Raw genomic sequence first — 22266 nt, forward strand, 5'->3', positions numbered from 1 at the left:
GCCCGATCGTAGATCGGGCGTTTTGACTTTTACAGCTTAGCGCCTTCTACAGCTTCACGCGCCAGCTTAGTAATGCGGTCGTAATCGCCCGCTTCCAGCGCATCTGCCGGAACCAGCCAGGAACCACCGATGCACAGCACGCTTTTCAGCGCCAGGTAGTCACGGTAGTTAGCCGGAGAAATACCACCCGTCGGGCAGAAACGGACCTGGGAGAACGGACCCGCGATCGCCTGCAGGGCTTTCACGCCGCCGTTAGCTTCAGCCGGGAAGAATTTGAACTCTTTCAAACCGTAGTCCATACCCAGCATCAGTTCGGAAACAGTGCTGATCCCCGGAATTAGAGGAATAGTCCCTTCGGTAGCAGCTTTCAGCAGCGGCTCGGTCAGACCCGGGCTAATTGCGAACTGTGCACCCGCTTCAGTGACTTCTGCCAGCTGCTGTGGATTCAGCACCGTACCGGCACCCACAATCGCTTCAGGCACTTCTTTGGCGATAGCACGGATAGCGTCAACTGCACACTCGGTACGCAGAGTCACTTCCAGAACGCGCACCCCACCAGCAACCAACGCTTTTGCCATCGGCACTGCGTGTTCCAGTTTTTTTACCACGATAACCGGTACAACCGGGCCGGTGGTCAGGATTGATTCTGCACTTGTTTTCCAGTTTTTCATCAGAGTTTTCTCTCGCCTGATTACAAATTTGTCGTCTTAAAAAGTGATACAGGTTGCGCCCTGTTCGGCACCGGACAGTTTTTCACGCAAGGCGCTGAATAATTCACGTCCTGTCCCCACGCGTGACGCGCTCAGGTCAGGAATGTGCGGTTCGCGAGCAGCCAGTTCCGCTTCGTCTACCAGCAGCGTCAGTTCGCCTGTCTGTCCATTCACACGAATGATGTCCCCGTCGCGCACTTTTGCCAGCAGCCCGCCATCGTAGGCTTCTGGTGTTACGTGGATAGCTGACGGCACTTTACCTGAAGCGCCGGAGAGTCGTCCATCGGTAACTAACGCAATTTTGAAACACCGGTCCAATAATACACCAAGTGGCGGCATGAGTTTATGTAATTCTGGCATTCCGTTCGCTTTTGGCCCCTGATGACGGACAACAACGACACAATCGCGGTCCAGCAAACCCGCTTCAAAGGCCGGCATAACGTCATGCTGGCTTTCAAAAACAACCGCTGGCGCTTCAATCACCTGGTTCTCAACCGGCACGGCAGAGGTTTTCATAACCGCACGGCCCAGGTTACCGCTTAACACTTTTGTCCCACCATGATGAGAGAAAGGTTGTTCGAAGGAAGCGATCACATTGCTGTCGAGTGATTTTTCCGCCCCTTCCCGCCAGTCCAGTTCACCATTATTCAGCCATGGTTCAAGGGTATAACGAGACAGACCAAAGCCTGCCACCGTATTGACATCTTCATGCAGCAGGCCTGCTTTGAGCAGTTCACGCACCAGAACCGGTACGCCACCTGCCGCCTGGAAGTGGTTAATATCGGCCGGACCGTTCGGGTAGAGACGTGCCATCAGCGGTACAACATCAGAAAGGTCGGAGAAGTCATCCCAGTTAATCTGAATACCGGCCGCGCGCGCCATCGCCACCAGGTGCATGGTGTGGTTAGTGGAACCACCGGTCGCCAGCAGAGCAACAATACCGTTCACCACCACTTTCTCATCGATCATCTTACCGATCGGCATCCATTCATTGCCATTACCGGTCATGCGTGTAACCTGACGCGCAGCGGCAGCGGTCAAAGCATCGCGCAGCGGAGAATCCGGATGAACAAAAGAAGAGCCTGGCAACTGCATCCCCATAAATTCCACCACCATCTGGTTGGTGTTGGCAGTACCGTAGAAAGTACATGTTCCCGGCGCATGGTAAGACGCGGCTTCTGACTCCAGTAAGGCCATGCGGTCCACTTTACCTTCGGCATAAAGCTGGCGAATACGCACTTTTTCTTTATTTGGCAAACCGCTTGCCATCGGTCCAGACGGCACAAACACCGCAGGCAAATGACCAAACGACAGGGCTGCCATCGTCAGACCCGGGACAATCTTGTCGCACACACCGAGGAACAGAGCACCATCAAACATGTTATGGGACAGCCCGACCGCCGCAGACATCGCTATCACTTCGCGGCTTAGCAGCGACAATTCCATTCCATCCTGCCCCTGGGTGACACCATCACACATCGCCGGAACACCGCCCGCAACCTGACCAACCGCATTCGCTTCATGCAGGGCTTTACGAATGATTTCTGGATAGTGTTCATAAGGCTGGTGCGCGGAGAGCATGTCGTTATAGGAGGTGATGATGGCGATATTGTTACGCAACATGCTTTTCAAAGAGGCTTTGTCTTCTGGCTGGCAGGCAGCGAAACCGTGTGCCAGGTTACCGCATGCCAACTGCGAACGATGAACGGTCGAAGTTTTCGCTTGTTCTATCCGGGCGAGATAAGCAGAGCGAGTCTCGCGCGAACGTTCAATGATTCGATTTGTTACGCGTAACAATTGTGGATTCATAAAGGCTCCTGAAATTGAGTTGTCAGAGCAGGATGATTCACAACGCGTTTCATTCAGAGGATTTATGACTGAAACGCCTGTAACCGGAGCTCATAGGGCAAAAACGTTTCAGTCAGTGTAATAAAAAAAGCCTCGTGGGTGAATCCGCACGAGGCCTGAAAGTGTAAAAATTGTTCTACAATCTGTGCAAGATCATGTTACCGGTAAAATAACCATAAAGGATAAGCGCAGATATTACTCAAACTCATTCCAGGAACGACCATCACGGGTAATCATCGCCACCGAGGCAACGGGTCCCCAGGTTCCGGCCTGATACGGTTTCGGCGCATCATTGTCCATCGCCCACGCCTCAGTAATGGAGTCTACCCATTTCCAGGCTTCTTCCACTTCGTCGCGACGAACAAACAGTGCCTGAATACCACGCATGGTTTCCAGCAGCAAACGTTCATAGGCATCCGCCAGATGCGTCTGATTAAAGGTTTCTGAATAGCTCAGATCCAGCTTGGTGATTTGCAGGTTATGTTTGTGGTCAAGGCCAGGAACTTTATTCAGTACCTGGATATCCACGCCTTCATCAGGTTGCAGACGGATAGTCAGTTTATTCTGCGGCAGATCCTGCCACGATTCTTTAAACAGATTCAGTTCAGGTGTTTTGAAATAGACCACGACTTCAGAACATTTGGTCGGCAGACGTTTACCAGTACGCAGGTAGAATGGCACACCGGCCCAGCGCCAGTTATCAATGTCGACGCGGATCGCTACGAAGGTTTCTGTATTGCTGCTCTTGTTCGCGCCCTCTTCTTCCAGATATCCCGGCACTTTTTTGCCCTGGGCGAAGCCCGCAGTATATTGCCCGCGTACGGTTTTTTCGCGTACGTTGGAGCGGTCGATGCGGCGCAGAGACTTCAGTACTTTCACTTTTTCATCGCGGATGCTGTCTGCGCTCAGGTCAGACGGCGGAGACATCGCAATCATGCAGAGAATTTGCAGCAGGTGGTTTTGGATCATATCGCGCATCTGACCGGCTTTATCAAAATAGCCCCAGCGCCCTTCGATCCCCACTTCTTCTGCCACGGTAATCTCAACATGATCAATGGTGCGATTGTCCCAGTTATTCACAAACAGGGAGTTAGCAAAACGCAGCGCCAACAGGTTCAGCACCGTTTCTTTACCAAGATAGTGGTCGATACGGTAAACCTGGCACTCCTCGAAGTATTCGCCAACCTGATCATTGATTTCCTGCGAGGTCGCCAGCGACGTCCCCAGCGGTTTCTCCATAACTACGCGTGCCGGTTTAGCATTCAGTTTTGCCTCACCAAGCCCTTTGCAAATTGCGCCAAAAGTGCTGGGCGGCATGGCAAAGTAGTTAATGGTGATACGATTTTTTTGATCCAGCATCGCGCCGAGACGGCTGAATGCAGCAGTGTCATTGACATCGAGATTACAAAAATCCAGACGTGCACTCAGGGTGTCCCATAAACCTTCATCAATAGTTTCTTTCATGAAAGTTTCGAGCGCCTCACGGACAACTTTGGTATAAGCCGCTTTATCCCAGTCAGCACGCCCTACGCCGATAATCCGGGTGTCCGGGTTGAGCTGACCGGCTTTTTCCAGTTGATACAGGGAAGGCAGCAATTTACGACGCGCAAGGTCGCCTTTCGCGCCGAAAATGACCAGGTCACAGGCCTGGGCTGTTTGCGTTACCGCCATGTCATTCTCCTTAAGTTAACTAACCCGGTACTTAAGCCAGGGTATACTTGTAATTTTCTTACGGTGCACTGTACTGCTTTTACGAGCTTGCGAAAACTGTAAACGCTTATCCACCCGTGCGATTACGGGAAAAGCGCGCAAAGTGCGGCAAAACTGATAAAAAAATCATCGTTTTCCATTCGGTAAAAATCTGACACTGATCATGTTATGAAAAAAAATAACAACTTTTTTATCTGCTTTTGTCATTAACACGGCACACAGGCGTAATATCTGACAAAACTGCATTTCGATTTCTTTCAGTGCGGAAATCGTCATTACCCGTGAGTCTCTTTACATCATGAATATGCTGGAAAAAATCCAGTCTCAGCTGGAACATTTGAGCAAATCAGAGCGCAAAGTTGCCGAGGTCATTCTGGCTTCGCCCGATAACGCGATCCATTCGAGTATTGCTGCTATGGCACTGGAAGCCAATGTTAGCGAACCGACGGTGAATCGTTTCTGTCGCAGCATGGACACGCGCGGTTTTCCTGATTTTAAACTTCATCTGGCACAGAGTCTGGCGAATGGCACTCCCTATGTTAATCGCAACGTCAATGAAGATGACAGCGTTGAATCATACACAGGGAAAATATTTGAGTCCGCAATGGCAACGCTCGATCATGTCCGTCATTCACTGGATAAATCTGCCATCAACCGCGCCGTCGACTTGCTCACTCAGGCAAAAAAAATCGCCTTTTTCGGATTAGGCTCTTCAGCCGCCGTTGCCCACGATGCGATGAATAAGTTCTTTCGTTTTAATGTTCCGGTGGTGTACTCCGATGATATTGTGCTGCAACGCATGAGTTGTATGAATTGTAGCGACGGAGACGTGGTGGTGCTGATTTCTCACACTGGAAGAACAAAAAATCTGGTCGAGCTGGCGCAGCTGGCTCGCGAAAACGACGCAATGGTGATTGCCCTCACCTCTGCGGGTACCCCGCTCGCCCGGGAAGCAACGCTGGCAATTACCCTCGACGTACCGGAAGATACTGACATTTATATGCCCATGGTTTCTCGACTTGCACAGCTGACCGTGATAGATGTGCTGGCGACAGGATTTACTTTGCGACGCGGTGCAAAATTCAGAGATAACTTGAAGCGGGTCAAGGAAGCGCTGAAGGAATCGCGTTTTGATAAGCAGTTACTTAATTTAAGTGACGATCGCTAAAAACGACTGTCACTGTCCTAATCTTATACGACATCCGAATGAGATTAATTTATCGCCATCGCGGCGTTATTTCATTCGGATTTCATGTTCAAGCAACACCTGGTTGTTTCAGTCAACGGAGTATTACATGTCCAGAAGGCTTCGCAGAACAAAAATCGTTACCACGTTAGGCCCAGCAACAGATCGCGATAATAATCTTGAAAAAGTTATCGCGGCGGGTGCCAACGTTGTACGTATGAACTTTTCTCACGGCTCGCCTGAAGATCACAAAATGCGCGCGGATAAAGTTCGTGAGATTGCCGCAAAACTGGGGCGTCATGTGGCTATTCTGGGTGACCTCCAGGGGCCCAAAATCCGTGTATCCACCTTTAAAGAAGGCAAAGTTTTCCTCAATATTGGGGATAAATTCCTGCTCGACGCCAACCTGGGTAAAGGTGAAGGCGACAAAGAAAAAGTCGGTATCGACTACAAAGGCCTGCCTGCTGACGTCGTGCCTGGTGACATCCTGCTGCTGGACGATGGTCGCGTCCAGTTAAAAGTACTGGAAGTTCAGGGCATGAAAGTGTTCACCGAAGTCACCGTCGGTGGTCCCCTCTCCAACAATAAAGGTATCAACAAACTTGGCGGCGGTTTGTCGGCTGAAGCGCTGACCGAAAAAGACAAAGCAGACATTAAGACTGCGGCGTTGATTGGCGTAGATTACCTGGCTGTCTCCTTCCCACGCTGTGGCGAAGATCTGAACTATGCCCGTCGGCTGGCACGCGATGCAGGATGTGATGCGAAAATTGTTGCCAAGGTTGAACGTGCGGAAGCCGTTTGCAGCCAGGATGCAATGGATGACATCATCCTCGCCTCTGACGTGGTAATGGTTGCACGTGGCGACCTCGGTGTGGAAATTGGCGACCCGGAACTGGTCGGCATTCAGAAAGCGTTAATCCGTCGTGCGCGTCAGCTAAACCGAGCGGTAATCACGGCGACCCAGATGATGGAGTCAATGATTACTAACCCGATGCCGACGCGTGCAGAAGTCATGGACGTAGCAAACGCCGTTCTGGATGGTACTGACGCTGTGATGCTGTCTGCAGAAACTGCCGCTGGGCAGTATCCGTCAGAAACTGTTGCAGCCATGGCGCGCGTTTGCCTGGGTGCGGAAAAAATCCCGAGCATCAACGTTTCTAAACACCGTCTGGACGTTCAGTTCGACAATGTGGAAGAAGCTATTGCCATGTCAGCAATGTACGCAGCTAACCACCTGAAAGGCGTTACGGCGATCATTACCATGACCGAATCGGGTCGTACCGCGCTGATGACCTCCCGTATCAGCTCTGGTCTACCAATTTTCGCCATGTCGCGCCATGAACGTACGCTGAACCTGACTGCTCTCTATCGTGGCGTTACGCCGGTGCACTTTGATAGCGCTAATGACGGCGTAGCAGCTGCCAGCGAAGCGGTTAATCTGCTGCGCGATAAAGGTTACTTGATGTCTGGTGACCTGGTGATTGTCACCCAGGGCGACGTGATGAGTACCGTGGGTTCTACTAATACCACGCGTATTTTAACGGTAGAGTAAGTACGTTGCCGGATGCGGCGAAAACGCCACATCCGGCCTACAGTTCAATGATAGTTCAACAGATTTCGAATATTCTGAAGCAAACTTGAACTTATCATCAGGCGAAGGCCTCTCCTCGCGAGAGGCTTTTTTATTTGATGGGATAAAGATCTTTGCGCTTATACGGCTGGATTTCGCCCGGTTTGCGAGTTTTCAGCAATTTTAGTATCCAGGTGTATTGTTCTGGTCGCGGACCAACAAAAATCTCGACTTCTTCATTCATCCGCCGCGCAATCGTATGATCATCCGCCTCTAACAGATCATCCATCGGTGGGCGCACCTGAATCGTCAGACGGTGCGTCTTGCCATCATAAATCGGAAACAGCGGAACAACGCGCGCACGGCACACTTTCATCAAACGACCAATCGCGGGCAACGTCGCTTTATAGGTGGCAAAGAAATCAACAAATTCGCTGTGCTCAGGGCCATGATCCTGATCGGGTAAATAATATCCCCAGTAGCCCTGACGTACCGACTGGATGAATGGTTTAATACCATCATTTCTCGCATGCAGACGACCGCCAAAACGACGACGCACCGTGTTCCAGACATAATCAAAAACCGGGTTGCCCTGATTATGGAACATCGCTGCCATTTTCTGCCCTTGCGAGGCCATCAGCATGGCAGGAATATCGACGGCCCAACCGTGCGGCACCAGAAAGATAACTTTCTCGTTATTACGCCGCATCTCTTCAATGATCTCCAGCCCTTGCCAGTCAACGCGCGGCTGAATTTTCTCCGGCCCGCGTATTGCCAACTCAGCCATCATTGCCATCGCTTGCGGCGCGGTGGCAAACATCTCATCAACAATCGCTTCGCGTTCAGCTTCACTACGTTCTGGAAAGCAGAGCGACAGATTGATTAACGCACGACGGCGTGAGCTTTTTCCCAGTCGTCCGGCAAAACGTCCCAGCCGTGCCAGAATGGGATCACGGAACTTTGGCGGCGTTAAAGCGATACCCGCCATCGCTGCTACGCCCAGCCATGCTCCCCAGTAGCGCGGGTGGCGAAAGGATTTATCAAACTCAGGAATGTATTCGCTATTATTTTTTTTCGTTTCCATGCTTTTCCAGTTTCGGATAAGGCAAAAATCAATCTGGTGATAGTGTAGCGGCGCAACTTGCCCCGCACCAAATAAAAAAAGCCGGTACTGACTGCGTACCGGCTGCGAATGGATGTTAATTAATCAAACCGTAGCTGCGGCACAATCTCTTTGGCCTGCGCCAGGAATTCGCGACGATCGGAGCCGGTCAGCCCTTCGGTACGCGGCAGTTTTGCCGTCAGCGGGTTTACGGCCTGCTGGTTTATCCATACTTCATAGTGCAGATGTGGCCCGGTTGAACGTCCGGTATTACCGGAAAGCGCGATACGGTCGCCACGTTTCACCTTCTGTCCCGGTTTCACCAGAATCTTGCGCAAGTGCATATAACGCGTGGTGTAGCTGCGACCATGACGAATAGCCACATAATAACCTGCTGCGCCACTGCGTTTGGCAACCACCACTTCACCGTCACCCACTGAAAGCACTGGCGTACCCTGCGGCATGGCGAAATCAACACCTCTGTGTGGTGCAACGCGACCGGTCACAGGATTAGTACGACGCGGGTTAAAGTTAGACGAGATACGGAACTGTTTCGCCGTCGGGAATCGCAAGAATCCTTTCGCCAGACCAGTACCGTTACGATCGTAGAATTTGCCATCTTCAGCGCGGATAGCGTAATAATCTTTACCTTCTGAACGCAAACGTACGCCCAGCAGCTGGCTTTGCTCACGTTTACCATCAAGCATTTCTCGAGACATTAATACCGCAAATTCATCGCCTTTTTTCAGTTTGCGGAAATCCATTTGCCACTGCATGGCTTTAATCACTGCGCTCACTTCGGCGCTGGTTAAACCGGCGTTTCTGGCGCTGGCAACAAAGCTCCCCCCGACGGTACCTTTCAGCAGATTGTTAACCCACTCTCCTTGCTGCATTTCGCTGGTCATTTTAAAACCGTTAGCGGCAGTACGGTCATAGGTTCGGGTTTCACGACGAGACACTTCCCAGGTGAGGCGCTGCAGTTCGCCGTCCGCGGTTAATGTCCAGGAGAGTTGTTGACCGATTTTCAGGTTACGCAATTCTTTGTCGGCAGCAGCCAGTTGGGTGATATCACCCATATCAATACCATACTGATTGAGAATGCTGCTTAGCGTATCGCCAGTGGAAACAACATATTCATGCACGCCCGCTTCACCGGCGATTTTGTCATCCAGTTCGTCCTGGGGAATGGCTTCATCTTCTTGTGCAGCTTGATCAATCGGCTCACTGGCTTCAGGTAAGAGCGAACGAATTTCGTTCTGTTCCAGCTCAATGGTTTTGACAATTGGCGTGGCATCGCGGTGATAAACATAGGGCCGCCAGACAGCGACGGCCAGAGTAAGAACGGTGAGCGACCCCAACATAACGCGGTGTGGTCGCGGTAAATTATTAAACGCCAGGGCGACAGAGCGGGCTATCTGTTGCACGTAATCACTTCCTCATTAATCTCCTTTCAGGCAGCTCGCATACTGGTTGGCTAATTGACTCAGGAATTCTGAATAGCTTGTTTTACCCAGTTTGATATTCGTCCCCAGGGGATCCAACGTTCCCATACGAACGGATGTCCCTCGTGCGACGCTCTCAACGACCGCTGGCCTGAACTGTGGCTCAGCAAAAACGCAGGTTGCTTTTTGCTCAACCAACTGTGTTCTTATTTCATGTAAACGCTGCGCGCCAGGTTGAATCTCAGGGTTAACGGTAAAATGACCAAGCGGTGTCAGTCCAAACTGTTTTTCGAAATAGCCGTAAGCATCGTGAAAAACGAAATAACCTTTCCCCTTGAGCGGCGCGAGCTCGTTACCAACCTGCGTTTCGGTTGAGGCTAATTGTGCCTCAAAATCCTTCAGGTTGGCGTCAAGTTTGGCTCGACTTTGCGGCATAAGTTCCACTAATTTTCCATGGATTGCAACCGCTGTAGCCCGCGCTATCTCTGGGGAAAGCCAAAGATGCATGTTGAAATCGCCGTGATGGTGATCTTCGTCACTTTTTTCCGCGTGGTCGTGATCATCATCATCGCCGTGAATACTTTTCATCAGTAGCGGTTTCACATCTTCAAGCTGCGCAATCGTTACCTGCTTCGCTTCTGGTAATTTGCTTACCGGTTTTTGCATAAACGCTTCCATCTCCGGGCCAACCCAAACGACTAAGTCCGCGTTCTGTAAGCGTTTTACATCCGATGGACGCAGTGAATAATCATGTTCTGAAGCGCCGTCAGGCAGTAAAACCTCCGTTTCTGTTACACCATCAGCAATGGCAGAAGCGATGAACCCAACGGGTTTAAGCGAAGCGACAACGGCGGCATCTGCGGCCTGTGTTGCACCTCCCCAGAGAGCGGCGGATAATGCTGCGAAAAGAAGCGTTTTTTTATGTAACATAATGCGACCAATCATCGTAATGAATATGAGAAGTGTGATATTATAACATTTCATGACTACTGCAAGACTAAAATTAACATGACAAGTCTGGTTTCCCTGGAAAATGTCTCGGTTTCTTTTGGCCAACGCCGCGTCCTCTCTGATGTGTCGCTGGAACTTAAACCTGGAAAAATTTTGACTTTACTTGGGCCAAATGGCGCAGGTAAGTCGACACTGGTACGGGTAGTGCTCGGGCTGGTAACACCCGATGAAGGGGTTATCAAGCGCAACGGAAAACTGCGCATCGGCTATGTACCGCAGAAGCTGTATCTCGACACCACGTTGCCACTGACCGTAAACCGTTTTTTACGCTTACGCCCTGGTACACATAAAGAAGATATTTTGCCTGCACTGAAACGTGTCCAGGCCGGGCACCTGATTAACGCACCGATGCAAAAGCTCTCTGGTGGCGAAACGCAGCGTGTACTATTAGCGCGAGCATTGTTAAATCGCCCGCAATTATTAGTGCTGGATGAACCCACTCAAGGCGTGGATGTAAATGGCCAGGTGGCGTTATATGACCTTATTGACCAACTGCGTCGCGAACTGGATTGTGGCGTTTTAATGGTCTCTCACGATCTGCATCTGGTAATGGCAAAAACCGATGAAGTGCTGTGTCTGAATCACCACATTTGTTGTTCCGGCACACCGGAAGTTGTTTCCCTACATCCGGAGTTTATTTCTATGTTTGGTCCTCGTGGTGCTGAACAACTGGGTATCTATCGCCATCATCATAATCATCGTCACGATTTACAGGGACGAATTGTTTTGCGTCGGGGAAATGATCGCTCATGATTGAATTATTATTTCCCGGTTGGTTAGCCGGGATCATGCTCGCCTGTGCCGCGGGTCCGCTGGGTTCGTTTGTAGTCTGGCGTCGTATGTCTTATTTCGGTGATACGCTGGCTCATGCCTCATTACTTGGCGTCGCGTTTGGTTTGTTGCTGGACGTGAATCCATTCTATGCGGTAATTGCCGTTACGCTGCTCCTGGCGGGCGGTCTGGTATGGCTGGAGAAGCGTCCACAGCTGGCGATTGACACGTTATTAGGGATTATGGCGCACAGTGCCCTGTCGCTGGGCCTGGTGGTCGTTAGTCTGATGTCTAACATTCGTGTTGATTTGATGGCTTACCTGTTCGGTGATTTGCTGGCAGTGACGCCAGAAGATCTCATCGCTATTGCGATTGGCGTGGTCATCGTGGTGGCTATTTTGTTCTGGCAATGGCGCAATTTGCTGTCGATGACGATTAGCCCGGATCTGGCGTTTGTTGATGGTGTGAAATTACAGCGCGTGAAATTGTTGTTGATGCTGGTGACGGCATTGACGATTGGTGTAGCGATGAAATTTGTTGGCGCGTTGATTATTACTTCACTGCTGATTATTCCTGCAGCTACTGCGCGTCGCTTTGCCCGTACGCCGGAACAGATGGCTGGTGTCGCTGTTTTGGTGGGGATGGTGGCAGTAACTGGCGGTTTAACCTTTTCCGCGTTTTACGATACGCCGGCGGGTCCGTCGGTGGTGCTATGTGCGGCACTGTTATTTATTCTCAGTATGATGAAAAAGCAGGCCAGCTAATCTATCGCTGAACACATTTGTCGGATGCGGCGCGAGCGCCTTATCCGACCTACGGTTCGCTATCTCTGGCTGGCCTGATAAGACGCGAACAGTGTCGCATCAGACACACTGCCAGTGTCGGATGCGGCGCGAGCGACCAATCCGACTTACGGCATTTCTGGCGGCGTTATGCCAAAGTGATTCCACGCCCGCGTCGTCGCCATACGCCCACGCGGTGTACGCTGCAAAAAGCCTTGCTGAATCAAATAAGGTTCCAGCACATCCTCAATGGTTTCACGTTCTTCGCCAATGGCTGCCGCAAGGTTATCCAGACCTACCGGCCCACCAAAGAACTTATCGATTACCGCCAGCAATAACTTGCGGTCCATATAATCGAAACCTTCAGCATCGACATTCAACATATCCAACGCCTGAGCAGCGATATCTGCCGAGATGGTGCCATCGTGCTTCACTTCGGCGAAATCACGCACTCGACGCAGCAGACGGTTGGCAATGCGCGGCGTACCGCGAGCTCGACGAGCAACTTCCAGCGCGCCGTCATCACTCATCTCAAGCCCCATAAAGCGTGCGCTGCGACTGACGATATATTGCAGATCCGGCACCTGATAAAACTCCAGACGCTGCACAATACCAAAACGATCGCGCAACGGTGATGTCAGCGAACCTGCGCGCGTGGTTGCACCAATCAGGGTAAACGGCGGCAAATCAATTTTAATGGAGCGTGCCGCCGGACCTTCACCAATCATGATATCCAGTTGGTAGTCTTCCATTGCCGGATACAACACCTCTTCCACCACTGGCGAAAGACGGTGGATCTCATCAATAAACAACACGTCATGCGGTTCAAGGTTAGTGAGCATCGCTGCCAGATCGCCCGCCTTTTCCAGCACCGGACCAGAAGTCGTGCGTAAATTAACGCCCATTTCATTGGCGACGATGTTGGCAAGCGTAGTTTTACCCAACCCCGGAGGACCGAAAATCAACAGATGATCGAGGGCATCGCCGCGCAGTTTCGCTGCTTTGATGAAAATCTCCATCTGTGAACGAACCTGCGGCTGACCAACATACTCTTCCAGTAATTTAGGGCGAATGGCGCGATCTGCCACATCTTCCGGCAAAGTGGTACCGGCAGAAATCAGACGGTCTGCTTCAATCATCCTTTACCTCATAACGCGGCGCGTAGGGCTTCGCGAATTAATGTTTCACTGCTGGCGTCAGGGCGAGCGATTTTGCTCACCATGCGGCTTGCCTCTTGTGGTTTATAGCCCAGCGCCACCAGCGCGGCAACTGCTTCTTGTTCAGCATCGTCGGTCGCCGGGCTGGCAGGTGATGTGAGTACCAGGTCGGCGGCTGGCGTAAAGAGATCGCCATGCAAACCTTTAAATCGGTCTTTCATTTCAACAATCAAGCGTTCGGCGGTTTTTTTGCCAATACCCGGCAGTTTCACCAGCGCCCCCACTTCTTCACGCTCAACGGCATTAACGAACTGCTGCGCTGACATTCCGGAGAGGATCGCCAGCGCCAACTTCGGGCCGACGCCGTTGGTTTTGATCAACTCTTTGAACAATGTGCGCTCTTGTTTATTGTTAAAACCGTACAGCAGTTGCGCGTCTTCACGCACCACAAAGTGGGTGAAAACGATCGCTTCCTGACCCGCTTCAGGGAGTTCATAAAAACAGGTCATCGGCATATGCACTTCATAGCCTACGCCGCCCACTTCAATTAACACCAGCGGGGGTTGTTTTTCAATGATGATGCCTCTGAGTCTGCCTATCACATGACGCTCCTGCGTAATGAATCAAAGATAATGCTGTATGATAAAAAAATGCTGGATAGATATCCAGCGAAGGATGAAGAAAACTTGCGAGGTGTCCCGATGATCTGAAAAATGGCAGAGTATAATTTATTCAACAGGTTATATTGGAAGCAAATATTTGAATATTACATATTCAGTGAAGAAATGCGTAATAAAAATATACATTGCGACTCCTGAAAAAATAAATTTTTTATGCTATTACGTATATTCGTATCGATTTCAATGGAATGACAACGTGAATATTAATTACCCTGCTGAATATGAAATTGGAGATATCGTCTTTACATGTATAGGTGCTGCCTTATTTGGTCAAATATCAGCTGCATCAAATTGCTGGAGTAATCACGTCGGGATCATTATCGGTCATAACGGTGAAGACTTCCTGGTTGCAGAAAGCCGGGTTCCCCTTTCAACCATCACCACGCTATCTCGTTTTATTAAACGTTCGTCTAATCAACGCTATGCTATAAAGCGATTAGACGCTGGGCTGACAGAACAACAAAAACAACGAATTGTTGAACAGGTTCCTTCCCGGCTACGCAAACTTTACCACACGGGTTTTAAATACGAATCTTCCCGCCAGTTCTGTTCAAAATTTGTCTTTGATATTTATAAAGAGGCGCTATGTATTCCGGTGGGTGAAATAGAGACGTTTGGACAACTGTTAAATAGCAATCCGAATGCAAAACTCACTTTCTGGAAATTCTGGTTCTTAGGTTCTATTCCGTGGGAGCGTAAAACCGTCACGCCAGCCAGTTTGTGGCATCATCCGGGTTTGGTGTTGATTCACGCGGAGGGAGTTGAAACGCCTCAGCCTGAACTGACCGAGGCGGTATAACTTAACGCAGTCGCCCTCTCGCCAGGTTCAGCCGCGATTCGCTCATCTGCATCGCATTCTGACTGACGTGACAATGGGTAATCGCGATAGCTAACGCATCGGCGGCATCCGCCTGTGGATTAGCGGGCAGTTTCAGCAAGGTGCGGACCATATGCTGCACCTGGCTTTTTTCGGCACTACCAATACCTACCACCGTTTGCTTTACCTGACGTGCCGCGTATTCAAATACCGGCAATTCCTGATTCACCGCCGCAACAATCGCCACGCCGCGCGCCTGGCCCAGTTTCAGGGCTGAGTCAGCGTTCTTCGCCATAAAGACTTGTTCAATGGCGAAATAATCAGGCTGGAACTGGGTGATGATTTCCGTCACGCCCGCATAGATGAGCTTCAGACGAGACGGTAAATCATCCACTTTGGTGCGTATGCATCCGCTACCCAGGTAGGACAGTTGCCTGCCTACCTGGCGAATTACGCCATAGCCGGTCACGCGCGAACCCGGATCAATGCCGAGAATAATAGCCATCACGCGTCTCCGTTTTGCTGTTTAGCAGGCCTCATCAGAGAGTCGCTGCGACCTCATCAGAGATTTCACCGTTATGGTAAACTTCCTGCACGTCGTCGCAATCTTCCAGCATATCGATCAGACGCATCAGTTTCGGTGCGGTTTCTGCATCCATATCAGCTTTGGTGGACGGGATCATGGAAACTTCCGCGCTGTCTGCTTTCAGACCTGCCGCTTCCAGAGCGTCGCGCACTTTACCCATTTCTTCCCATGCAGTGTAGACATCAATCGCGCCGTCATCATAGGTCACAACGTCTTCAGCACCTGCTTCCAGAGCTGCTTCCATGATGGTGTCTTCATCGCCTTTCTCGAAGGAGATCACGCCTTTTTTGCTGAACAGATAGGCTACGGAACCATCTGTACCGAGGTTACCGCCACATTTGCTGAATGCATGACGCACTTCAGCAACGGTACGGTTGCGGTTGTCAGACAGACATTCAATCATGATTGCCGTGCCGCCAGGACCGTAACCTTCGTAGATGATGGTTTCCATGTTTGCATCATCATCACCGCCCACACCACGTGCAATTGCGCGGTTCAGTGTGTCGCGGGTCATGTTGTTAGACAGTGCTTTATCAATTGCTGCACGCAGACGCGGGTTAGCGTCCGGATCGCCACCGCCCAGCTTAGCCGCGGTTACCAGCTCACGAATGATTTTAGTGAAGATTTTACCGCGCTTTGCATCCTGCGCAGCTTTACGATGTCTGGTGTTGGCCCATTTACTATGACCTGCCATAAAAATATCTCCAGATAGCCCTGCCTGTTCAGGCAGCGTTAATTACAAACTGTTCAATCGCCTGCCGGTTGCTCCAGGACTTAGTGAGCGCCGCCGCAGCAGGCGCATCAAGCCACTTGTAAGCCAGATGTTCAGTGAAAACGATCTGCCGCTCGTGTGGGAGCGCAAGACAGAACCATGATTCCGTATTACGCGTCACGCCCGGCGCATAGCGATGACGTAAATGTGAAAAAATTTCAAACTCTACCGTGCGCTGACAGTCAATTAAGGTCAGTTGTTCAGCGACAACATCAATGGTGACCTCTTCCTTTACTTCGCGCACGGCAGCTTGCGGCGCGGTTTCCCCCTCTTCCACGCTGCCGGTTACCGACTGCCAGAAATCGGGATCGTCACGCCGCTGCAACATCAGCACCCGTTTCGTATCTTGTGCGTAGATGACCACTAAGATCGAAACGGGACGCTTATAAGCCATATCAGTTATTCTCAGCCTTCTTCACAACCTGAATGCTCAGCTCAGCCAGTGCAGTCGGGTTAGCAAAGCTCGGTGCTTCAGTCATCAGACACGCTGCCGCCGTGGTTTTCGGGAAGGCAATAACGTCACGGATATTGTCGGTGCCGGTCAGCAGCATGGTCAGACGGTCAAGACCGAATGCCAGACCTGCGTGCGGCGGAGTACCGTATTTCAGAGCGTCGAGCAGGAAGCCGAATTTCTCGCGCTGTTCCTCTTCGTTGATACCCAGAATACCAAACACCGTCTGCTGCATATCACCATTATGGATACGTACTGAACCACCGCCCACTTCGTAACCATTGATGACCATATCGTAAGCGTTCGCCACCGCATTTTCCGGTGCAGCTTTCAGTTCTGCAGCAGTCATGTCTTTCGGTGAGGTGAACGGATGGTGCATTGCCGTCAGGCCGCCTTCACCGTCGTCTTCAAACATCGGGAAGTCGATAACCCACAGCGGTGCCCATTTGCTTTCGTCGGTCAGACCAAGGTCTTTACCCACTTTCAGGCGCAGTGCGCCCATCGCGTCGGCAACAATTTTCTTGTTGTCGGCACCGAAGAAAATCATATCGCCATCTTGCGCGGCAGTACGATCCAGGATGGCTTCGATGATTTCTGCATTAAGGAACTTCGCTACCGGGCTGTTGATACCTTCCAGACCTTTCGCGCGTTCGTTAACTTTGATGTAAGCCAGACCTTTCGCGCCGTAGATTTTAACGAAGTTACCGTATTCGTCGATCTGCTTACGGGTCAGCGATGCGCCGCCCGGAACGCGCAGAGCGGCAACGCGACCTTTCGGATCGTTCGCCGGACCTGCAAATACTGCAAACTCAACAGATTTCAGCAGATCAGCAACGTCGGTCAGTTCCATCGGGTTACGCAGATCCGGTTTATCAGAACCATAACGGCGTTCTGCTTCCGCAAAGGTCATTACCGGGAAATCGCCCAGATCCACGCCCTTCACTTCCAGCCACAAATGACGCACCAGCGCTTCCATCACTTCACGCACTTGCGGCGCGGTCATGAAAGAAGTTTCCACATCGATCTGAGTAAATTCAGGCTGACGATCAGCGCGCAGGTCTTCGTCACGGAAGCATTTAACGATCTGATAGTAACGGTCAAAACCGGACATCATCAGCAGCTGTTTGAACAACTGTGGGGATTGCGGCAGTGCGTAGAATTTACCTTTGTGCACACGAGAAGGCACCAGGTAGTCACGCGCGCCTTCCGGCGTGGCTTTGGTCAGCATCGGAGTTTCGATGTCGAGGAAGCCGTGGTCATCCATAAAACGGCGCACCAGGCTGGTGATTTTAGCGCGGGTTTTCAGGCGCTGCGCCATTTCCGGGCGACGCAGGTCGAGGTAGCGGTATTTCAGACGCGCTTCTTCGGTGTTGACGTGGTTAGAGTCAAGCGGCAGAACATCTGCGCGGTTGATGATAGTCAGCGAGGACGCCAGCACTTCAATTTCGCCGGTCGCCATATCGCGGTTAATATTTTTTTCGTCACGCGCACGTACGGTGCCCGTAACCTGAATGCAGAACTCATTACGCAGTTCAGAGGCCAGCTTTAACGCGTCCGCACGATCCGGATCGAAAAATACCTGCACGATACCTTCGCGGTCGCGCATATCGATGAAGATCAGGCTACCAAGATCACGACGACGGTTGACCCAACCACACAGAGTCACCTGCTGCCCCACGTGGGACAAACGGAGCTGTCCACAATATTCTGTACGCATGAGATATCCCTTAACTTAGCTGCCGGCGGATGCCCCCTGCTGCGCAGGTGACCAAGTCGCAGCGTTAGCTGTATGTCACAACTGAATGAAAAAAGGCGGCTATTATACTGGAAATTCTGCCGCACCGTAAGAGCCTGGCCCGCGCTGGAACGCCTCGTTACCACTTTATATCGGGCCTGAAATCAGACTCTACGCCAGTTTGCTATAAAGGTGTTGCCCGAACTCATAAAAATTAACAAAATTTGTCGTTCCGCCATCGGCTAATCGCATTAAGGTGTGAGGCACGATTTTGTTTTTTCAGGAGTCAGCATGCTTGAACTTAATGCTAAAACCACTGCGTTGGTGGTGATCGATTTACAAGAAGGCATCTTACCTTTTGCCGGTGGTCCACATACTGCCGATGAGGTAGTTAATCGCGCCGGGAAGCTGGCGGCGAAATTTCGCGCCAGCGGTCAGCCCGTGTTTCTGGTGCGCGTTGGCTGGTCTGCCGATCACGCCGAAGCATTAAAACAGCCGGTTGATGCCCCCTCCCCCGCTAAAGTGTTGCCCGAAAACTGGTGGCAACATCCAGCTGCATTAGGTGCAACTGACAGTGATATCGAAATCATCAAACGTCAGTGGGGTGCGTTTTACGGTACGGATCTGGAGTTGCAACTGCGCCGCCGAGGTATCGATACAATAGTGTTATGTGGGATCTCGACCAATATCGGTGTTGAATCCACCGCCCGCAATGCCTGGGAACTTGGCTTTAATCTGGTGATTGCCGAAGACGCCTGTAGTGCCGCCAGCGCCGAGCAGCACAATAACAGCATCAACCATATCTACCCACGCATCGCCCGTGTGCGTAGCGTGGAAGAGATCCTTCACGCGTTATGATTTACATCGGTCTACCGCAATGGTCGCATCCTAAATGGGTGCGGTTGGGAATCACCAGCCTTGAAGAGTATGCCCGCCACTTTAACTGCGTGGAGGGCAACACCACGCTTTACGCCCTGCCGAAACCCGAGGTTGTCCTGCGCTGGCGTGAACAGACCACAGATGACTTCCGCTTCTGTTTTAAGTTTCCGGCGACCATTTCGCATCAGGCAGCATTACGACATTGCGATGATTTAGTGACTGAATTTTTGACCCGCATGTCACCGTTGGCTCCGCGCATTGGGCAATACTGGCTGCAACTGCCTGCCACATTCGGCCCACGGGAGCTGCCTGCGCTTTGGCATTTTCTCGATTCTCTCCCTGGCGAATTTAATTATGGTGTGGAAGTCCGCCATCCACAGTTTTTCGCCAAAGGGGAAGAGGAACAAACGCTTAATCGCGGTTTACATCAGCGCGGCGTTAATCGGGTGATTTTAGACAGCCGCCCGGTTCATGCAGCACGTCCACACAGTGAAGCTATTCGCGACGCTCAACGAAAAAAACCTAAAGTTCCGGTACATGCTGTACTGACGGCGACAAATCCGCTGATCCGTTTTATCGGTAGTGATGATATGACGCAAAACCGGGAATTATTTCAGGTCTGGTTACAAAAATTAGTGCAGTGGCATCAGACCACTACGCCTTATCTTTTTTTACATACGCCAGACATTGCCCAGGCCCCGGAACTGGTACATACCCTGTGGGAAGACTTACGTAAAACGCTTCCAGAGATCGGAGCAGTTCCGGCTATTCCACAGCAATCTTCTCTTTTCTGAATTTGCCACCTATCATAGACAGGTGCCATCGGCCATTTTAAAGGGAGTTTGTATGGTAAGCGCGCTGTATGCCGTTTTAAGTGCGTTGTTATTAATGAAGTTCTCTTTTGATGTCGTTCGCTTGCGTTTGCAGTACCGCGTTGCCTATGGTGACGGTGGTTTTAGCGAACTGCAAAGCGCTATTCGCATTCATGGTAACGCGGTGGAATATATTCCCATCGCGATTGTGCTGATGCTGTTTATGGAAATGAATGGCGCAGAAACCTGGATGGTGCATATTTGCGGCATCGTTTTGCTTGCTGGTCGTCTGATGCATTATTACGGTTTTCATCACCGTCTGTTCCGCTGGCGACGTTCCGGCATGAGCGCCACCTGGTGTGCGCTGTTGCTGATGGTGCTGGCGAATCTTTGGTATATGCCCTGGGAGTTGGTTTTCTCCCTGCGTTAGCGCACAATACGCCACTTTCTTTTTCCCGGATTTTTACGTTATGTCTCACCGCGACACGCTATTTTCTGCCCCTATCGCCAGACTGGGCGACTGGACCTTTGATGAACGGGTAGCTGAAGTCTTCCCGGATATGATCCAGCGTTCCGTTCCCGGCTATTCCAATATTATTTCCATGATTGGTATGTTAGCCGAGCGCTTCGTTCAACCTGGTACGCAGGTTTACGATCTGGGTTGTTCTCTGGGCGCGGCGACGCTCTCGGTGCGTCGCAACATTCATCATGATAATTGCAAAATTATTGCCATCGACAACTCCCCGGCGATGATTGAACGCTGCCGTCGTCATATTGACGCCTATAAAGCCCCTACGCCAGTAGACGTCATTGAAGGTGATATTCGCGATATCGCCATTGAAAACGCATCGATGGTGGTGCTGAATTTTACCCTGCAATTCCTGGAACCTTCCGAGCGCCAGGCATTACTGGATAAAATTTATCAAGGACTGAACCCGGGCGGCGCGCTGGTGCTTTCGGAAAAATTCAGTTTCGAAGATGCCAAAGTTGGTGAACTGTTGTTCAACATGCACCACGACTTTAAACGTGCCAACGGTTACAGCGAACTGGAGATCAGCCAGAAGCGCAGCATGCTGGAAAACGTGATGCTGACCGATTCCGTGGAAACCCATAAAGCACGCCTGCATAAAGCCGGTTTTGAGCATAGCGAGCTGTGGTTCCAGTGCTTTAACTTTGGTTCACTGGTGGCATTAAAAGCAGAGGACGCTGCATGATCGACTTTGGTAACTTTTATTCTCTGATTGCCAAAAATCATCTTTCACACTGGCTCGAAACGCTGCCCGCGCAGATTGCTAACTGGCAGCGCGAGCAGCAGCACGGGCTGTTTAAGCAGTGGTCCAACGCGGTGGAATTTCTGCCTGAAATTAAACCGTATCGTCTGGATTTATTGCATAGCGTAACCGCCGAAAGCGAAGAGCCACTGAGCACCGGGCAAATTAAACGCATTGAAACGCTTATGCGGAACCTGATGCCATGGCGCAAAGGGCCGTTCTCACTGTATGGCGTCAACATCGATACCGAATGGCGTTCCGACTGGAAATGGGATCGTGTTCTGCCCCATCTTTCTGATTTAACCGGACGCACCATTCTGGATGTCGGCTGCGGCAGCGGTTATCACATGTGGCGCATGATTGGCGCAGGCGCGCACCTCGCGGTGGGGATCGACCCTACGCAACTGTTTCTGTGCCAGTTTGAAGCGGTGCGTAAACTACTGGGTAACGATCAGCGCGCACATTTGTTACCGTTAGGTATTGAACAGCTTCCGGCACTGAAAGCCTTTGATACCGTCTTTTCGATGGGCGTGCTTTACCATCGCCGTTCGCCGCTGGAGCATCTCTGGCAGTTGAAAGATCAACTGGTGAATGAGGGTGAACTGGTGCTGGAAACGCTGGTTATTGATGGCGATGAGAACACGGTGCTGGTACCAGGCGATCGTTACGCGCAAATGCGTAATGTCTATTTCATCCCTTCCGCGCTGGCGCTGAAAAACTGGCTGAAGAAGTGTGGTTTTGTAGATATCCGCATTGTGGATGTGTGCGTTACCACTACTGAAGAGCAGCGACGCACTGAATGGATGGTTACCGAATCTCTGTCCGATTTCCTCGACCCACATGATCCGAGTAAGACAGTTGAAGGTTATCCTGCGCCTAAACGCGCGGTGCTGATTGCGCGCAAGCCGTAAAGGTCTGGTATTACTGCCGGATGCGGCTTGAATGCCTTATCCGGCCTACAAACCCTTGCTAAT

At 51.1% G+C, this 22266-nt stretch carries 23 protein-coding genes; 10 read left to right on the forward strand and 13 right to left on the reverse strand.

What is annotated here, in order from left to right; genetic code table 11:
• Window positions 1-29 precede the first annotated feature (29 nt).
• The 3 genes from kdgA to zwf form a co-directional block, all read right to left on the reverse strand.
• Window positions 30-671, reverse strand: coding sequence for a bifunctional 4-hydroxy-2-oxoglutarate aldolase/2-dehydro-3-deoxy-phosphogluconate aldolase (gene kdgA, locus ACJHXA_RS07995; RefSeq protein ID WP_000800512.1), 642 nt, complete (start codon window positions 669-671; stop codon window positions 30-32).
• A gap of 36 nt (window positions 672-707) precedes the next feature.
• Window positions 708-2519 carry a phosphogluconate dehydratase gene (gene edd / locus ACJHXA_RS08000; protein ID WP_001069467.1) on the reverse strand — a complete coding sequence of 604 codons (1812 nt, stop codon included), beginning with the start codon at window positions 2517-2519 and terminating at the stop codon, window positions 708-710.
• A 234-nt stretch (window positions 2520-2753) separates the two neighbouring features.
• Window positions 2754-4229, reverse strand: a complete 1476-nt coding sequence (gene zwf / locus ACJHXA_RS08005; RefSeq protein ID WP_000301727.1) for a glucose-6-phosphate dehydrogenase — start codon at window positions 4227-4229, stop codon at window positions 2754-2756.
• Between the two features lie 337 nt (window positions 4230-4566).
• Here zwf and hexR point away from each other — a divergent pair, with 337 nt between their 5' ends.
• The gene (gene hexR / locus ACJHXA_RS08010) at window positions 4567-5436 is read left to right on the forward strand and encodes a DNA-binding transcriptional regulator HexR (RefSeq protein ID WP_001056706.1); all 870 of its coding nucleotides are present in this window, start codon (window positions 4567-4569) and stop codon (window positions 5434-5436) included.
• Between the two features lie 127 nt (window positions 5437-5563).
• The gene (gene pyk / locus ACJHXA_RS08015; protein ID WP_000091148.1) at window positions 5564-7006 is read left to right on the forward strand and encodes a pyruvate kinase; all 1443 of its coding nucleotides are present in this window, start codon (window positions 5564-5566) and stop codon (window positions 7004-7006) included.
• Window positions 7007-7136: 130 nt separating this feature from the next.
• Here the strand turns inward: pyk and lpxM are convergent, their stop codons facing one another.
• The 3 genes from lpxM to znuA all read right to left on the reverse strand — a co-directional run bounded on the left by lpxM (window position 7137) and on the right by znuA (window position 10498).
• The gene (gene lpxM / locus ACJHXA_RS08020; protein WP_000448381.1) at window positions 7137-8108 is read right to left on the reverse strand and encodes a lauroyl-Kdo(2)-lipid IV(A) myristoyltransferase; all 972 of its coding nucleotides are present in this window, start codon (window positions 8106-8108) and stop codon (window positions 7137-7139) included.
• A 119-nt stretch (window positions 8109-8227) separates the two neighbouring features.
• Window positions 8228-9550: a murein DD-endopeptidase MepM gene (gene mepM, locus ACJHXA_RS08025; RefSeq protein WP_001184045.1), complete on the reverse strand. Its 1323-nt coding sequence runs from the start codon at window positions 9548-9550 to the stop codon at window positions 8228-8230.
• 15 nt (window positions 9551-9565) lie between these two features.
• Window positions 9566-10498 carry a zinc ABC transporter substrate-binding protein ZnuA gene (gene znuA / locus ACJHXA_RS08030; RefSeq protein ID WP_001342995.1) on the reverse strand — a complete coding sequence of 311 codons (933 nt, stop codon included), beginning with the start codon at window positions 10496-10498 and terminating at the stop codon, window positions 9566-9568.
• A 78-nt stretch (window positions 10499-10576) separates the two neighbouring features.
• Between znuA and znuC the strand changes: the two genes are divergently transcribed.
• The gene (gene znuC / locus ACJHXA_RS08035; RefSeq protein ID WP_000202996.1) at window positions 10577-11332 is read left to right on the forward strand and encodes a zinc ABC transporter ATP-binding protein ZnuC; all 756 of its coding nucleotides are present in this window, start codon (window positions 10577-10579) and stop codon (window positions 11330-11332) included.
• The gene (gene znuB / locus ACJHXA_RS08040) at window positions 11329-12114 is read left to right on the forward strand and encodes a zinc ABC transporter permease subunit ZnuB (protein WP_000571465.1); all 786 of its coding nucleotides are present in this window, start codon (window positions 11329-11331) and stop codon (window positions 12112-12114) included. The genes znuC and znuB overlap by 4 nt, the downstream gene beginning before the upstream one ends.
• 146 nt (window positions 12115-12260) lie before the next feature.
• Here znuB and ruvB read toward each other — a convergent pair whose 3' ends face one another.
• The 3 genes from ruvB to yobI form a co-directional block, all read right to left on the reverse strand.
• Window positions 12261-13271 (reverse strand): Holliday junction branch migration DNA helicase RuvB, encoded by a 1011-nt coding sequence (ruvB, locus tag ACJHXA_RS08045; RefSeq protein WP_000568519.1) that lies wholly within the window; start codon window positions 13269-13271, stop codon window positions 12261-12263.
• Window positions 13272-13279: 8 nt separating this feature from the next.
• Complete coding sequence (gene ruvA, locus ACJHXA_RS08050; protein WP_000580323.1) at window positions 13280-13891, reverse strand: Holliday junction branch migration protein RuvA; 612 nt, start codon at window positions 13889-13891, stop codon at window positions 13280-13282.
• Between the two features lie 138 nt (window positions 13892-14029).
• Window positions 14030-14095 carry a stress response small protein YobI gene (yobI, locus tag ACJHXA_RS08055; RefSeq protein WP_001386853.1) on the reverse strand — a complete coding sequence of 22 codons (66 nt, stop codon included), beginning with the start codon at window positions 14093-14095 and terminating at the stop codon, window positions 14030-14032.
• A gap of 70 nt (window positions 14096-14165) precedes the next feature.
• Between yobI and ACJHXA_RS08060 the strand changes: the two genes are divergently transcribed.
• On the forward strand, window positions 14166-14768 hold the full coding sequence (locus tag ACJHXA_RS08060; RefSeq protein WP_001024930.1) for a YebB family permuted papain-like enzyme: 603 nt from the start codon (window positions 14166-14168) through the stop codon (window positions 14766-14768).
• A gap of 1 nt (window position 14769) precedes the next feature.
• On the opposite strand, the gene ruvC is transcribed toward ACJHXA_RS08060, so the two are convergent.
• The 4 genes from ruvC to aspS are packed head-to-tail and all read right to left on the reverse strand — an operon-like array spanning window position 14770 to window position 18312.
• Entirely contained in the window at window positions 14770-15291 is a 522-nt protein-coding gene (gene ruvC / locus ACJHXA_RS08065) for a crossover junction endodeoxyribonuclease RuvC (protein WP_001295503.1), read from the reverse strand.
• A 34-nt stretch (window positions 15292-15325) separates the two neighbouring features.
• Window positions 15326-16066: a YebC/PmpR family DNA-binding transcriptional regulator gene (locus ACJHXA_RS08070; RefSeq protein ID WP_000907234.1), complete on the reverse strand. Its 741-nt coding sequence runs from the start codon at window positions 16064-16066 to the stop codon at window positions 15326-15328.
• Between the two features lie 28 nt (window positions 16067-16094).
• Window positions 16095-16547 (reverse strand): dihydroneopterin triphosphate diphosphatase, encoded by a 453-nt coding sequence (gene nudB / locus ACJHXA_RS08075; protein ID WP_077221229.1) that lies wholly within the window; start codon window positions 16545-16547, stop codon window positions 16095-16097.
• Window positions 16540-18312, reverse strand: a complete 1773-nt coding sequence (gene aspS / locus ACJHXA_RS08080; RefSeq protein WP_001258662.1) for an aspartate--tRNA ligase — start codon at window positions 18310-18312, stop codon at window positions 16540-16542. The genes nudB and aspS overlap by 8 nt, the downstream gene beginning before the upstream one ends.
• A 309-nt stretch (window positions 18313-18621) precedes the next feature.
• Between aspS and ACJHXA_RS08085 the strand changes: the two genes are divergently transcribed.
• From ACJHXA_RS08085 to cmoB, 5 genes are read left to right on the forward strand one after another with little or no spacing between them, the layout of a single operon-like run.
• A complete protein-coding gene (locus ACJHXA_RS08085; protein ID WP_000891610.1) occupies window positions 18622-19188 on the forward strand; it encodes a hydrolase in 567 nt (188 codons plus the stop codon).
• On the forward strand, window positions 19185-20003 hold the full coding sequence (locus ACJHXA_RS08090; protein WP_000639275.1) for a DUF72 domain-containing protein: 819 nt from the start codon (window positions 19185-19187) through the stop codon (window positions 20001-20003). Before ACJHXA_RS08085 ends, ACJHXA_RS08090 begins: the two co-directional genes overlap by 4 nt.
• A 52-nt stretch (window positions 20004-20055) precedes the next feature.
• Window positions 20056-20451, forward strand: coding sequence for an MAPEG family protein (locus ACJHXA_RS08095; protein ID WP_000252979.1), 396 nt, complete (start codon window positions 20056-20058; stop codon window positions 20449-20451).
• Between the two features lie 40 nt (window positions 20452-20491).
• Window positions 20492-21235 (forward strand): carboxy-S-adenosyl-L-methionine synthase CmoA, encoded by a 744-nt coding sequence (cmoA, locus tag ACJHXA_RS08100; RefSeq protein WP_000019588.1) that lies wholly within the window; start codon window positions 20492-20494, stop codon window positions 21233-21235.
• Window positions 21232-22203 carry a tRNA 5-methoxyuridine(34)/uridine 5-oxyacetic acid(34) synthase CmoB gene (gene cmoB, locus ACJHXA_RS08105; RefSeq protein WP_000564745.1) on the forward strand — a complete coding sequence of 324 codons (972 nt, stop codon included), beginning with the start codon at window positions 21232-21234 and terminating at the stop codon, window positions 22201-22203. Before cmoA ends, cmoB begins: the two co-directional genes overlap by 4 nt.
• Window positions 22204-22266 lie beyond the last annotated feature (63 nt).

Source organism: Escherichia sp. WS33, assembly GCF_046486385.1.
Classification (GTDB): Bacteria; Pseudomonadota; Gammaproteobacteria; order Enterobacterales; family Enterobacteriaceae; genus ECMA0423.

Excerpts from the sequence above, each read along its gene's own strand:
- kdgA (WP_000800512.1), bottom strand. The coding sequence starts at position 671 with ATGAAAAACTGGAAAACAAGTGCAGAATCAATCCTGACCACCGGCCCG.
- ACJHXA_RS08095 (WP_000252979.1), top strand. The coding sequence starts at position 20,056 with ATGGTAAGCGCGCTGTATGCCGTTTTAAGTGCGTTGTTATTAATGAAG.
- zwf (WP_000301727.1), bottom strand. The coding sequence starts at position 4,229 with ATGGCGGTAACGCAAACAGCCCAGGCCTGTGACCTGGTCATTTTCGGC.
- znuA (WP_001342995.1), bottom strand. The coding sequence starts at position 10,498 with ATGTTACATAAAAAAACGCTTCTTTTCGCAGCATTATCCGCCGCTCTC.
- cmoB (WP_000564745.1), top strand. The coding sequence starts at position 21,232 with ATGATCGACTTTGGTAACTTTTATTCTCTGATTGCCAAAAATCATCTT.
- ruvB (WP_000568519.1), bottom strand. The coding sequence starts at position 13,271 with ATGATTGAAGCAGACCGTCTGATTTCTGCCGGTACCACTTTGCCGGAA.
- znuC (WP_000202996.1), top strand. The coding sequence starts at position 10,577 with ATGACAAGTCTGGTTTCCCTGGAAAATGTCTCGGTTTCTTTTGGCCAA.
- ruvC (WP_001295503.1), bottom strand. The coding sequence starts at position 15,291 with ATGGCTATTATTCTCGGCATTGATCCGGGTTCGCGCGTGACCGGCTAT.
- hexR (WP_001056706.1), top strand. The coding sequence starts at position 4,567 with ATGAATATGCTGGAAAAAATCCAGTCTCAGCTGGAACATTTGAGCAAA.
- ACJHXA_RS08085 (WP_000891610.1), top strand. The coding sequence starts at position 18,622 with ATGCTTGAACTTAATGCTAAAACCACTGCGTTGGTGGTGATCGATTTA.
- aspS (WP_001258662.1), bottom strand. The coding sequence starts at position 18,312 with ATGCGTACAGAATATTGTGGACAGCTCCGTTTGTCCCACGTGGGGCAG.
- pyk (WP_000091148.1), top strand. The coding sequence starts at position 5,564 with ATGTCCAGAAGGCTTCGCAGAACAAAAATCGTTACCACGTTAGGCCCA.
- znuB (WP_000571465.1), top strand. The coding sequence starts at position 11,329 with ATGATTGAATTATTATTTCCCGGTTGGTTAGCCGGGATCATGCTCGCC.
- ACJHXA_RS08070 (WP_000907234.1), bottom strand. The coding sequence starts at position 16,066 with ATGGCAGGTCATAGTAAATGGGCCAACACCAGACATCGTAAAGCTGCG.
- cmoA (WP_000019588.1), top strand. The coding sequence starts at position 20,492 with ATGTCTCACCGCGACACGCTATTTTCTGCCCCTATCGCCAGACTGGGC.
- ACJHXA_RS08090 (WP_000639275.1), top strand. The coding sequence starts at position 19,185 with ATGATTTACATCGGTCTACCGCAATGGTCGCATCCTAAATGGGTGCGG.
- lpxM (WP_000448381.1), bottom strand. The coding sequence starts at position 8,108 with ATGGAAACGAAAAAAAATAATAGCGAATACATTCCTGAGTTTGATAAA.
- edd (WP_001069467.1), bottom strand. The coding sequence starts at position 2,519 with ATGAATCCACAATTGTTACGCGTAACAAATCGAATCATTGAACGTTCG.